The sequence below is a fragment of the Pseudomonas sp. GW821-FHT11D10 genome (assembly GCF_058808435.1).
The window spans coordinates 661,653-673,726 of the sequence record NZ_JBXARR010000003.1 but is presented as its reverse complement, the minus strand read 5'-3'; the positions used below and the strand labels follow the sequence as shown (position 1 = coordinate 673,726).

General features: G+C 60.7%; 11 protein-coding genes. 9 read left to right on the top strand and 2 right to left on the bottom strand.

The features are described from left to right. The first annotated feature begins 126 nt into the window (after positions 1-126). The 5 genes from AC1RT4_RS13385 to AC1RT4_RS13365 all read left to right on the top strand — a co-directional run bounded on the left by AC1RT4_RS13385 (position 127) and on the right by AC1RT4_RS13365 (position 5,369). Positions 127-1,431, top strand: coding sequence for a homoserine dehydrogenase (locus AC1RT4_RS13385; RefSeq protein WP_018926703.1), 1,305 nt, complete (start codon positions 127-129; stop codon positions 1,429-1,431). Positions 1,432-1,497: 66 nt separating this feature from the next. Continuing rightward, positions 1,498-2,907 carry a threonine synthase gene (gene thrC, locus AC1RT4_RS13380; RefSeq protein ID WP_007954636.1) on the top strand — a complete coding sequence of 470 codons (1,410 nt, stop codon included), beginning with the start codon at positions 1,498-1,500 and terminating at the stop codon, positions 2,905-2,907. A 119-nt stretch (positions 2,908-3,026) separates the two neighbouring features. Next, complete coding sequence (locus AC1RT4_RS13375; protein WP_493085698.1) at positions 3,027-4,397, top strand: transporter substrate-binding domain-containing protein; 1,371 nt, start codon at positions 3,027-3,029, stop codon at positions 4,395-4,397. A 118-nt stretch (positions 4,398-4,515) separates the two neighbouring features. Next, on the top strand, positions 4,516-4,923 hold the full coding sequence (locus AC1RT4_RS13370) for a response regulator (RefSeq protein ID WP_493085626.1): 408 nt from the start codon (positions 4,516-4,518) through the stop codon (positions 4,921-4,923). 164 nt (positions 4,924-5,087) lie between these two features. Then, positions 5,088-5,369 (top strand): DUF3509 domain-containing protein, encoded by a 282-nt coding sequence (locus AC1RT4_RS13365; RefSeq protein WP_493085624.1) that lies wholly within the window; start codon positions 5,088-5,090, stop codon positions 5,367-5,369. Between the two features lie 174 nt (positions 5,370-5,543). On the opposite strand, the gene AC1RT4_RS13360 is transcribed toward AC1RT4_RS13365, so the two are convergent. Continuing rightward, positions 5,544-6,437 (bottom strand): TIGR02285 family protein, encoded by an 894-nt coding sequence (locus AC1RT4_RS13360; protein ID WP_493085622.1) that lies wholly within the window; start codon positions 6,435-6,437, stop codon positions 5,544-5,546. A gap of 13 nt (positions 6,438-6,450) precedes the next feature. Continuing rightward, on the bottom strand, positions 6,451-7,650 hold the full coding sequence (locus AC1RT4_RS13355) for a CaiB/BaiF CoA transferase family protein (protein ID WP_085688875.1): 1,200 nt from the start codon (positions 7,648-7,650) through the stop codon (positions 6,451-6,453). A 146-nt stretch (positions 7,651-7,796) separates the two neighbouring features. Between AC1RT4_RS13355 and AC1RT4_RS13350 the strand changes: the two genes are divergently transcribed. From AC1RT4_RS13350 to AC1RT4_RS13335, 4 genes are all read left to right on the top strand, one after another. After that, a complete protein-coding gene (locus AC1RT4_RS13350) occupies positions 7,797-8,339 on the top strand; it encodes a YaeQ family protein (RefSeq protein ID WP_493085620.1) in 543 nt (180 codons plus the stop codon). Positions 8,340-8,393: 54 nt separating this feature from the next. Further along, positions 8,394-10,103: a single-stranded-DNA-specific exonuclease RecJ gene (recJ, locus tag AC1RT4_RS13345; protein ID WP_493085618.1), complete on the top strand. Its 1,710-nt coding sequence runs from the start codon at positions 8,394-8,396 to the stop codon at positions 10,101-10,103. Between the two features lie 232 nt (positions 10,104-10,335). Then, positions 10,336-11,442: an NADH:flavin oxidoreductase/NADH oxidase gene (locus tag AC1RT4_RS13340; protein WP_493085616.1), complete on the top strand. Its 1,107-nt coding sequence runs from the start codon at positions 10,336-10,338 to the stop codon at positions 11,440-11,442. Between the two features lie 90 nt (positions 11,443-11,532). After that, positions 11,533-12,066, top strand: coding sequence for a GNAT family N-acetyltransferase (locus AC1RT4_RS13335; RefSeq protein WP_493085614.1), 534 nt, complete (start codon positions 11,533-11,535; stop codon positions 12,064-12,066). The last annotated feature ends 8 nt before the right edge of the window (positions 12,067-12,074 follow it).

Below are 12,074 nucleotides of genomic sequence, written 5' to 3'. Positions count from 1 at the left end.
TCGTCACGCTCAGGCGTTGACGAGCGTGGTCCGGCGGCAGGATTGCCGGGCCATCAACAGAGAGCCGCGAACCTGCGGTTGTTTTCACGGCCGGCCTCGTGTCGGCCGTTTTATGGGGAGTTCACAGTGAAACCGGTCAAAGTAGGCATCTGTGGGTTAGGGACCGTCGGTGGCGGAACCTTCAACGTACTTCAGCGCAACGCCGAGGAAATTGCTCGTCGTGCCGGGCGTGGAATCGAAGTGGCACAAATTGCCATGCGCACGCCAAAGCCTCAGTTCCAGACGACCGGTATTGCGATTACCAACGATGTCTTCGAAGTGGCCACGAACCCTGAGATCGACATCGTCATAGAGCTGATGGGCGGCTACACCGTTGCCCGCGAGCTGGTACTCAAGGCCATCGAGAATGGCAAGCATGTGGTCACCGCGAACAAGGCTCTGATTGCCGTTCACGGTAATGAAATTTTTGCCAAGGCACGCGAGAAAGGCGTGATCGTGGCATTCGAAGCGGCGGTCGCCGGCGGCATTCCGGTGATCAAGGCGATCCGTGAAGGACTGTCCGCCAACCGTATCAACTGGGTCGCCGGGATCATCAACGGCACCGGCAACTTCATCCTCACCGAAATGCGTGAGAAGGGTCGCACCTTCGAAGACGTGCTGGCCGAGGCGCAAGCGCTGGGCTACGCCGAAGCCGATCCGACCTTCGACGTCGAAGGCATCGACGCCGCGCACAAGCTGACGATCCTGGCATCGATCGCGTTCGGTATTCCGCTGCAGTTCGACAAGGCTTACACCGAAGGCATCACCAAGCTGACCACCGCCGACGTGAACTACGCCGAAGCGCTGGGCTACCGCATCAAGCACCTGGGCGTTGCACGCAGCACCGCCGCCGGTATCGAGCTGCGCGTACACCCGACGCTGATCCCGGCCGATCGTCTGATCGCCAACGTCAACGGCGTGATGAACGCGGTGATGGTCAACGGTGACGCTGCCGGTTCGACCCTGTTCTACGGCGCCGGCGCCGGCATGGAGCCGACCGCTTCGTCGGTGATCGCGGATCTGGTGGACGTGGTTCGCGCCATGACCTCCGACCCGGAAAACCGCGTGCCGCACCTGGCCTTCCAGCCGGACTCGCTGTCGGCCCATCCGATCCTGCCGATCGAAGCCTGCGAAAGCGCCTATTACCTGCGCATCCAGGCCAAGGACCATCCGGGCGTACTCGCTCAGGTGGCGAGCATCCTCTCGGAGCGCGGCATCAACATCGAGTCGATCATGCAGAAGGAAGTCGAGGAACACGACGGCCTGGTGCCGATGATCCTGCTGACCCACCGCGTGCTGGAGCAGCACATCAACGATGCGATCGCTGCCCTCGAAGCGCTGGCGGGCGTGGTCGGTCCGGTTGTGCGGATCCGCGTCGAGCACTTGAACTAAGCCGATCTCCTTCACCGGTCCCGCCAGCGGGGCCGGTGTCGTGAACACTGTCCATTGGAGTCAGTCATGCGTTACATCAGTACCCGCGGCCAGGCACCGGCCCTGAATTTCGAAGACGTCCTGCTGGCCGGTCTCGCCACCGACGGCGGTCTGTACGTCCCGGAAAACCTGCCACGTTTCACCCAGGAAGAAATCGCTTCCTGGGCCGGCCTGCCGTACCACGAGCTGGCCTTCCGCGTCATGCGCCCGTTCGTCACCGGCAGCATTCCGGATGCCGATTTCAAAAAGATTCTTGAAGAAACCTACGGTGTGTTCGCCCACAACGCCGTTGCGCCGCTGCGTCAGCTGAACGGCAACGAGTGGGTGCTGGAGCTGTTCCACGGCCCGACCCTGGCGTTCAAGGACTTCGCCCTGCAACTGCTCGGTCGTTTGCTCGACTACGTGCTGGAAAAGCGCGGTGAGCGCGTGGTCATCGTCGGCGCCACCTCCGGTGACACCGGCTCGGCCGCCATCGAGGGCTGCAAGCACTGCGAAAACGTCGACATCTTCATCCTGCACCCGCACAACCGCGTGTCTGAAGTGCAGCGTCGGCAGATGACCACCATCCTCGGTGAGAACATCCACAACATCGCCATCGAAGGCAACTTCGATGACTGCCAGGAAATGGTCAAGGCCAGCTTCGCCGACCAGAGCTTCCTCAAAGGCACCCGTCTGGTGGCAGTGAACTCGATCAACTGGGCGCGGATCATGGCCCAGATCGTTTACTACTTCCACGCAGCCCTGCAACTGGGCGGCCCGGCGCGCTCGGTGTCGTTCTCGGTGCCGACCGGCAACTTCGGCGACATCTTCGCCGGTTACCTGGCGCGCAACATGGGTCTGCCGATCAACCAGTTGATCGTCGCCACCAACCGCAACGACATCCTGCACCGCTTCATGAGCGGCAACCAGTACGTCAAGGAAACCCTGCACGCCACGTTGTCGCCGTCGATGGACATCATGGTCTCGTCGAACTTCGAACGCCTGCTGTTCGACCTGCACGGTCGCAATGGCGCGGCGATTGCCGGCCTGATGGATTCGTTCAAGCAGGGCGGCGGTTTCAGCGTCGAACAGGAACGCTGGACCGAGGCACGCAAACTGTTCGACTCGCTAGCCGTGGACGATGCGCAAACCTGCGAAACCATCGCCGAAGTCTACGAACAGACCGGTGAAGTGCTGGATCCGCACACCGCCATCGGCGTGAAAGCCGCTCGCGAATGCCGCCGCAGCCTGGACATCCCGATGGTGATTCTGGGCACGGCGCATCCCGTCAAGTTCCCGGACGCGGTGGAGAAAGCCGGTGTAGGAAAAGCTCTCGAACTACCTGCACATCTTTCTGATTTGTTTGAGAGAGAAGAGCGCTGCACTGTGCTGGCGAACGAGCTCAAAGCCGTACAGGCCTTTGTCAGCCAGCATGGCAACCGCGGCAAGCCTCTTTAAGCCCGCAAAGCTGTCACATTTTGAAGCCCGTCTCCTGACGGGCTTTCTTGTTTTTGCATGCCACACTGCGCGCGTTTCGCCCACCAAGGACGGGCGAGTCGATGACGAAGGATGTGGCAATGCGGTTTTTTTCAGGATTGAAACCAGCCCTGTGCTGGTGGTTTTTATTGGTGTGCTTCGGGTTGGCGCAGTGGACCGAAGCTGCCCATCTGGCGAAGCATTCCGATACGGTGGAGATTGTTCAACCTATCGAGCTGGATGAGCATGAGCGTCAGTGGATTGTGGATAACCCCCGGGTGACGGTTGCTTCGGTGCAGTACCCGTTGTATCTGTTTCAGGATGAACATGGCCAGTGGAGCGGCTTGAACAACGATGTGCTCAAGCACATCAGCGCCCTGACCGGATTGCAGTTCGTCCATCAGGAGTCGTTTTCCACCGACCACATGCTGGAACGGCTCCAGAGTGGTGTGGCCGATATCAGCACAACTCTGGCGATGAACGACGAGCGCAAGGCGTTTCTGGACTTCAGTCACGCGTTCGGCGGTGCCGGGTGGGTGTTTGTCGGCCACTCGGGCGAACCGGCGATACAATCGTTCGCTACGTTGGCCAAACGAGTGCTGGTCCTGCCGGCCAGGCATGCGCTGGAGGACAGCATTCGACGTGACTACCCGTCGATCCAGATCCGTTCGGTCAAGACCTATGCCGAAGCTCGGGCGCTGGTCGAAAGTGGGGAGGCCTACGCCACCATCGAAAACGAGATCGGGGCTCAGTTGTTTCCCTCCGGCCTGCTCAAGGTCGGTGGTCTCGTGGAGGGCAAGTGGGAGGCCGATCATCTGGCCGTCCGCAAAGGGTTGCCCGAGCTTGTGAGCATCCTCAACAAGGCCTTGGGCGCTTTCTCGGCGGCAGAACTGCGAGCCATGCGCCTGAAATGGCTGAATGGCATTTCTCCCGCGCCAGTACCCTCGTTCGGCTCGCTCCTGATCAAGTGGGGTTGCTGGGCGATGGGCGCGCTTGGCGTGTTCGGATTGTTGCCCTTGTTGTGGAATCGTCGATTGGCGGCCGAAGTAAAACAGCGGCGCGCGGCCGAAAAGGATCTGGGTGATCAGCTGGCCTTTCAACACGCACTGATCGATGCGATGCCCGACCCGGTATTCGTGCGCGATCTGCAGGGGCGGTTGATCATGTGCAACCGTAGCTATGAAGATGCGCTGTCGGTCCGGCTGGGGCAGGTACAGGGTCGGATGCTGTTCGAAATCGATGCACTTCCACAGGCCACTGCATTGATGCTGCATGACGAATTCATGGCGCAGCTGGGCACGCGTAAAACACGCTTCAGCAAACGGCAATTGATGTTCAAAGGCGGCCCCCGTCAGATCTATCAATGGACGGTGCCGTTTTACAGTGTCGATGGAAAACTGCGCGGCCTGCTCGGCGGCTGGACGGACATCACTGAGCGGCGGAAGGAGAGCGGGTGTCAATGTCCGCATTAAAGATGGGAAAAGTCCTATAAAACGCGGCTACTTTTCTGATGGGAGGCTTAGGACGAACACCCTAGAGTGACAAGCCACTGCGGCGTGAATCCGCGATTGTCGTTCCAGAGGTCGTCCCATGCGCTCGCTCAAGATCCTGATTCTCGAACCCAACCCGTTCCAGTTGATGGCGTTGCACCAGATGCTCAACGCCATCGGTATCTACGATGTGCTGACCGCGCCGTCGCTGGGTTCGGCCAAACGTTCACTGGAGCGCCGTGGAGCCGTCGACATCACCCTGTGCAATCCGCAATTGCAGAGCGGTGACGGGTTGGCGCTGATCCGCCATCTGGCAGACCGGCAGGGCGCGCGGGCGATGATTCTGCTGGGGGCCGTGGCACCGAGCCTGCTGGAAGAACTGGAAACCTTGCTGGGCGAGCACCGGATCACCTTGCTGGGCCGTCTGCACACGCCGGTCTCGGCGGTATTGATGAGGGCGCTGCTGGACACCTACATGACGATCCCCCGGCATTCCGTCGACGCTTGAACCTCATGGTTATTTTTCTGTCATCTTCGCCATGCATGCTTCGATAGGCCGGTGACGCTCCGGGAGAGGCCGGCAGCAGGCAGAACTTTCCTCTCGGGCCGGTGGTCATTTACTGTGAACACGCCCCAGACACTGTGTTTTCGGACTATTGAGTGGAGATCGAGATGGAAAGTATCAGTCTATTGCTCGGTGAGGCTCTGAGCCCGTATCAGGTAACGTTGACCCCTCGCGGTCGCCACGGCGAATGCCTGGTGACCTTGAAGAACGGCAGCGGCGCGATCGTGGTGGAGCGCGAATTCAATCAGGCGCAATTGAGCGACAAGCGCCAGCTGACGGATGTGGTCGACGGCCTGCACCGTGACATCCTGATTGCCGAAGGTCGGCTGGAACCCTGTGTGATCGCGGCGTTGCGAAACGCAGCCCTCGACACGCACCCGACCCTCTGAAACTGATTTTTCATTTGTGGGAACCTTCCTGCACCCAGGTCAGTCAGACCCCGTAACAGCAGGATCAAGCATTGTGCTCCGGTGCTTGTCGCTTGCTGCTACGGGTCTTTGATACAGACCACGTTTAACCCCGAGTCGTCTCCCCACTTCTCGGGGTTTCTTTTTGTCCGGATTTCACTGCGCGGCTTGTTGCTGGAAGAAAGTTCGCGCCTGTTCCAGATAATCCTGGCGCCGCTCGGGGTCGAGCCAGTCGGCATAGAGCTGGTTGAGGTGTTCGTGGGGCAGGGTGCGCAACAGCTGATTGATCTCCGTGATTGCCTGCCGGCCCGCCGTGGTGTCGGTGCAGCCGACATGGCCCGACAGGTACTTGCCCGTGCCGCGAATCGGGAAGAACAGCAGTTCGTCCTCGTCGATCTCGGCCTGTCGCGCCTGATAACGGATTTCCGGCCAGTAACCCAGCACCACCTGCAAACGCCCCAGACGCTGCATCGACAGCAGGCTGCTGAGCGCATCGTTGCCGTAGTGCGGCGTCAGCGCGCCGCTGGGTGCCTGATGCAGCAATGTATCGATGTACTCGCCATAACTGCGCTCCGCGACCACTCCGACTTTTCGCTCGCCGTTGGCCAGAAACGCCGACAGATCGACTTCACCCTCGACCAGAAACGGCTCCAGCACTTCGCGGTCTCTCTGACGCACCACCAGACCATTGCTGACCGCGCGAAACGCGGGAATGGAGAACGCGATCCACTGTGCCCGTTCCTTGTTCCAGATCAGCGACGGGTCGCAGGCGAAGGGATGTTCATGGAGCATTTGAATGCCACGGGCGCGATTGACCCGCATCAAGGTGTGTTCGTATTGCGGCATGCCGGCAATCAGCATCGGCATCAATTGATCGATAACGCCCTGGCCCTTTTTCGGGCCTTCGAAGATCGTCAGCGGCGGCAGGTCGCGCAGCAGCCAGATCAACGTCGGTTTGGCCTGCGCCCACGCCGGCAGCACCAGCAGGAACAGCAGGCCGAACAACCGCCATGTCCACCAATGGTGGGCGCGGTTCGAGGCCGAGGGCATCAGGCGCTTCAGCTCAGATGGCTCCGTCTTCGCGCAGCCGGGCGATCTGCTTCTCGTCGTAGCCAAGATCGTGGAGTACCTGCGCATTGTGTTCACCGAGCTGCGGTCCGACCCATTCGGACGTGCCGGGTGTCTCAGAGAGTTTCGGCACGATGCCCGGCATCTTGAAGGGTTTGCCGTCCGGCAGTTTGGCGTGCAGGAACATTTCCCGGGCCAGGTACTGCGGATCGTTGAACATGTCTTCGGCGCTGAAGATCCGGCTGGCGGGCACTTCGGCCTGATTCAGCAGGTCCAGCACCGTTTGCAGCGGCAGCGAATTGACCCAGCGGTCGATCACGCCGTACAGCTCGTCGCGGCGAGTGTCGCGCCCGTCATTGCTGGCCAGCGCCGGGTCATTGGCCAGATCTTCACGGCCGATGATCAGCATGAAACGCTTGAAGATCGCATCGCCATTGGCGCCGATCTGCACGTGTTTGCCGTCGGCGCTGGTGTGGATCGATGAAGGCGTGATGCCCGGCATGATGTTGCCGGTGCGCTCACGAATGAAGCCGAACACATCGAACTCCGGCACCATGCTTTCCATCATGGCGAAGATCGCTTCGTACAGCGCCACATCGACCACCTGGCCGAGACCGCCGTTGACCTCGCGATGACGCAAAGCCATCAACGCGCCGATCACGCCCCACAAAGCCGCAATCGAATCACCAATGGAAATCCCGGTACGCACTGGCGGGCGGTCTTCGAAACCGGTGATGTAGCGCAGGCCGCCCATGGATTCGCCGACCGCACCGAAACCTGGTTGATCCTTCATCGGCCCGGTCTGGCCGAAACCGGACAAACGCACCATCACCAGTTTCGGGTTCAACGCGTGCAGGGTTTCCCAGCTCAGGCCGAGTTTTTCCAGCACGCCCGGGCGGAAGTTCTCGATCAGGATGTCGGCTTCACCCAGCAGTTTTTTCAGGATCGCCAGGCCATCGGGGTGTTTCAGGTTCAGCGTCAGGGACTTTTTGTTGCGCGCCTGGACGAACCACCACAGCGATGTGCCTTCGTACAACTTGCGCCATTTGCGCAACGGATCACCGCCGTCCGGCGACTCGATCTTGATCACTTCGGCGCCGAATTCGCCGCAGATGCGCGAAGCAAACGGCCCGGCAATCAAAGTACCCAATTCAATGACTTTCAGACCGCTGAGCGGTTTGTTGGCGAACGGCATGCGAGATCCTGTAGGACAAGGCTGAGCAGATACAGCGTTTTAACATAGCCGGCTGTCAGTCGCGCAAGGTTGATCGCCATCAATTCGTGGATTGCCTACAGCATCGGTTAGACTTGCCGACTTTCCTCGTATCAAGAAGCCCGTTCATGGCCCAGCCGTCCACTACCTACAAATTCGAACTGAACCTCACCGATCTCGACCGCAGCGTCTACGAGAACGTGAAGCAGACCATCGCCCGTCACCCTTCGGAAACCGAAGAACGCATGACCGTACGCCTGTTGGCCTACGCGCTCTGGTACAACGAGCAACTGTCGTTCGGTCGTGGTCTGTCGGACGTGGACGAACCTGCGCTGTGGGAAAAGAGCCTGGACGATCGCGTCCTGCACTGGATCGAAGTCGGCCAGCCAGACGCGGATCGCCTGACCTGGTGCTCCCGTCGCACCGAGCGCACCAGCCTGCTTGCCTACGGCAGCCTGCGCGTCTGGGAAGGCAAGGTGATCCCGGCGATCAAGAACCTGAAGAACGTCAACATTGCCGCTGTTCCTCAGGAAGTGCTGGAAACCCTGGCCCAAGACATGCCCCGCGTCATCAAGTGGGACGTGATGATCAGCGAAGGCACGATCTTCGTCACCGACGACCGTGGTCAGCACGAAGTCCAGCTCAGCTGGCTGCAAGGCGAGCGCGGCTAAGTCCGCGCTATCCACGATAAATCCCACGTATTCAAGAGAAGCTTCTGTCACCCCATGCGTATCGATCCTCGCCCGTTGCCCGCCACTCTGCCGTTTCTCGGTGAACTGCCACCCCTGCTGACCCGCCTGTACGCGGCGCGGGGCGTGCAGTCCGAGGCGGAGCTGGACAAGAGCCTGGCGCGGCTGATTCCGTTCCAGCAGCTCAAAGGGATCGATGCGGCGGTGGACTTGCTGGTGACGGCGCTGGAGCAGCGTCAGCGGATCCTCATTGTCGGCGACTTCGACGCCGACGGCGCGACGGCCAGCACCGTCGGCGTGCTCGGTTTGCGCCTGTTGGGCGCGGCGCACGTCGATTATCTGGTGCCGAACCGCTTCGAATACGGCTACGGCCTGACCCCGGAAATCGTTGAAGTCGCGATGACCCGCGAGCCGCAACTGTTGATCACCGTCGACAACGGTATCTCCAGCGTTGAAGGTGTGGCGGCTGCGAAGCGTCATGGCCTGAAGGTTTTGATCACCGACCACCACTTGCCCGGCGATGAACTGCCGCAAGCCGATGCGCTGGTCAATCCGAACCAGCCCGGCTGCGAGTTCCCGAGCAAGGCGCTGGCCGGAGTCGGGGTGATTTTCTACGTGTTGATGGCCCTGCGCGCGCGCCTGCGCAGCCTCGGCTGGTACGAGAACAAACCACAACCGAACATCGGCGAGCTGCTGGATCTGGTGGCGCTGGGCAGCGTTGCCGACGTGGTGCCGCTGGATGCCAACAACCGGATTCTGGTGCACCAGGGTCTGGAGCGAATTCGCGCCGGACGTGCGCGGCCGGGGATCAAGGCGATCCTTGAAGTGGCCAAGCGTGAAGCCTCGCGCATCACGTCTACCGACCTCGGTTTCATCGTCGGCCCGCGTCTGAACGCGGCGGGGCGGCTGGATGACATGAGCCTCGGGATCGAGTGCCTGCTGACCCAGAATGCAGAGCTGGCCCGGGAAATGGCGGCGCAACTGGACGGCATGAACCAGGATCGCAAATCCATCGAGCAGGGCATGCAGCGTGAAGCACTGGCCCAGCTCAAGGACTTGCCGGTCGAGTCGATGCCGTTCGGTCTTTGCCTGTTCGATCCGGAATGGCATCAGGGTGTCATCGGTATTCTGGCGTCGCGGATGAAGGAGCGGTATTTCCGCCCGACCATCGCCTTCGCCGATGCTGGCGACGGTTTGCTAAAGGGCTCGGGGCGTTCGGTACAGGGTTTCCATATCCGTGATGCGTTGAGCGTGGTCGCGGCGCAGCATCCGGATCTGATCAGCAAGTACGGCGGCCACGCGATGGCGGCCGGTCTGACCTTGCCGCAGGAGAATTTTCCGTTGTTTGCCGAGGCCTTTGACGCCGAGGTGCGTAGGCAGCTTCGCGAAGAGGATCTGACCGGGCGCCTGCTGTCGGACGGCACGCTGGCAGTCGAGGAATTTCATCTGGAACTGGCCCGCGCCCTGCGTCACGCCGGGCCATGGGGCCAGCATTTTCCGGAGCCGCTGTTTCACGGTGTATTCCAGTTGGTCGAGCAGCGAGTGGTTGGCGAGCGGCACCTCAAAGTGGTGCTGAAAACCGAATGTGGTTCGGTGAAGCTCGACGGCATCGCCTTCGGCATCGATCGTGATATCTGGCCGAATCCGACGATCAAATGGGTCGAACTGGCCTACAAACTCGATCTCAACGAGTTTCGCGGCAATGAAACCGTGCAACTGATGATCGCCCACATCGAACCGCGCTAAAGGTCGTTGCGCCCCTTGCTGAAGGGGCGCAGGCATCTTCAATTGTGCTGTTTCATTTCTGAACCCTCCCTCATCCCCGGATGTCGACTAGGCTCTAAGCACTGCTTGATTGGCCTTGTGACGTCTTGTCGAATTTTTTGCCCGCGGGGGCGGGTGCTGCACCTTTTTCCTGTCACTCGTCGACTTTTCAAACAGAACCCTGGAGCCTGCCCACTGATTTGAGAGGTGCCCCATGAGTCTGCTGCTTGAACCCTTTACCCTTCGCCAACTGACCCTGTCCAACCGCATCGCCGTGTCGCCCATGTGCCAGTACTCCAGCGTCGATGGCCTGGCCAACGACTGGCATCTGGTGCACCTCGGCAGCCGTGCCGTGGGGGGCGCTGGCCTGGTATTTACCGAAGCCACGGCGATCACGGCCGACGGGCGGATCACCGCCGAAGACCTGGGCCTGTGGAACGACGAACAGATCGCACCGCTGCAACGCATCACCCGTTTCATCAATGCGCAGGGCGCAGTGGCCGGCATTCAACTGGCCCACGCCGGGCGCAAGGCCAGCACCCATCGGCCGTGGATCGGCAAGCATGGCAGCGTCAAACCGGATGACGGCGGCTGGACGCCGGTCGGGCCTTCGCCGATTGCCTTTGACCCGCAACATACCCAACCGAAACAACTTGATGAGGGGCAGATCGCCCAAGTCATCCAGGACTTCGTGGCCGCAGCCAAACGTGCTCTGACCGCCGGTTTCAGTGTGGTCGAGGTGCATGCGGCGCACGGTTATCTGTTGCACCAGTTTCTGTCGCCGCTGAGTAATCAGCGCCGCGATCAATACGGCGGTTCATTCGAAAACCGCATTCGTCTGGTGCTGCAAGTGACCAAGGCGGTGCGCGCCGTCTGGCCCGAAGAACTGCCGGTATTTGTGCGCCTGTCGGCCACCGATTGGGTCGAAGATGGCTGGAACCCCGATGAAACCGTGGAGCTGGCGCGACGCCTGAAAGCCTTGGGGGCTGATCTGATCGATGTGTCATCGGGTGGCACAGCAGTCAACGCTGAAATCCCCGTGGGGCCGGGTTATCAGACGCGCTTCGCCGAACGCGTGCGCAAGGAGTCAGGCATCGCCACCGGCACCGTGGGCATGATTACCGAGCCGGCCCAGGCCGAGCACATCCTCCGGACCTGTCAGGCCGACATCATCTTCCTCGCCCGTGAACTGCTGCGTGATCCTTACTGGCCGTTGCATGCCGACGATGATCTGGGCGGGCGCAAAGCAGTGTGGCCGGCGCAGTATCAACGTGCGACTCATCGGGATCAGCCGATTCACGAGTCTGATCTGCGGGATTGATTCCGACTGGTCGCAAAGCCTATAAAACCCGCCATTGAACCGGCGGGTTTTTCTTTTCCGCCGTCCGGGATTGCAAAGGAATGAACCGCAATGTTGATCGAACGAGAGCTGACTGAATCGGACTTGCTGCTGCTGGCGCAGATCGACCGAAGTGAGTTGGTCGAGGAATGCTATCGCGTGGAAAACGGTGAGTTGATTCTGTATCCGGCGCGTTTCGACATGCGCGGCTGGCCCGAAGGGGAGGCGGAGGAGAATGCGCGGGTACTGGAAAAGTGCTGGCGCAGCGGCGGGTGGCTACACGGGCTTTTCGATGGCGAAACACTGGTGGCGGCAGTGGTTGTGGATAACCGGGTTATTCACAATCAGGGACTGAAGATGCGGCAATTGAAGTTTTTGCACATCAGCCGTGCCTGGCGCGGGCAGGGATTGGGCGGGCGATTGTTTGCACTGGCTTGCGAGCATGGCCGAGAGGTCGGCGCTGAGGCGTTGTACGTCTCGGCGACCGAGTCGCGCAATACCGTGGAGTTCTATCAGCGCCAGGGTTGCCGGTTGCTGACGCAACCGGACCCCGAGCTGTTTGATCTGGAACCCCACGATATCCACTTGTACTGCCCGTTGGCCTGACGGCTCAA

Bases quoted from the DNA above. Each gene is read 5' to 3' on its own strand.
- AC1RT4_RS13370 (WP_493085626.1), top strand. From the start codon at position 4,516: ATGCGCTCGCTCAAGATCCTGATTCTCGAACCCAACCCGTTCCAGTTG.
- AC1RT4_RS13335 (WP_493085614.1), top strand. From the start codon at position 11,533: ATGTTGATCGAACGAGAGCTGACTGAATCGGACTTGCTGCTGCTGGCG.
- recJ (WP_493085618.1), top strand. From the start codon at position 8,394: ATGCGTATCGATCCTCGCCCGTTGCCCGCCACTCTGCCGTTTCTCGGT.
- thrC (WP_007954636.1), top strand. From the start codon at position 1,498: ATGCGTTACATCAGTACCCGCGGCCAGGCACCGGCCCTGAATTTCGAA.
- AC1RT4_RS13375 (WP_493085698.1), top strand. From the start codon at position 3,027: ATGCGGTTTTTTTCAGGATTGAAACCAGCCCTGTGCTGGTGGTTTTTA.
- AC1RT4_RS13340 (WP_493085616.1), top strand. From the start codon at position 10,336: ATGAGTCTGCTGCTTGAACCCTTTACCCTTCGCCAACTGACCCTGTCC.
- AC1RT4_RS13355 (WP_085688875.1), bottom strand. From the start codon at position 7,650: ATGCCGTTCGCCAACAAACCGCTCAGCGGTCTGAAAGTCATTGAATTG.
- AC1RT4_RS13350 (WP_493085620.1), top strand. From the start codon at position 7,797: ATGGCCCAGCCGTCCACTACCTACAAATTCGAACTGAACCTCACCGAT.
- AC1RT4_RS13365 (WP_493085624.1), top strand. From the start codon at position 5,088: ATGGAAAGTATCAGTCTATTGCTCGGTGAGGCTCTGAGCCCGTATCAG.
- AC1RT4_RS13360 (WP_493085622.1), bottom strand. From the start codon at position 6,437: ATGCCCTCGGCCTCGAACCGCGCCCACCATTGGTGGACATGGCGGTTG.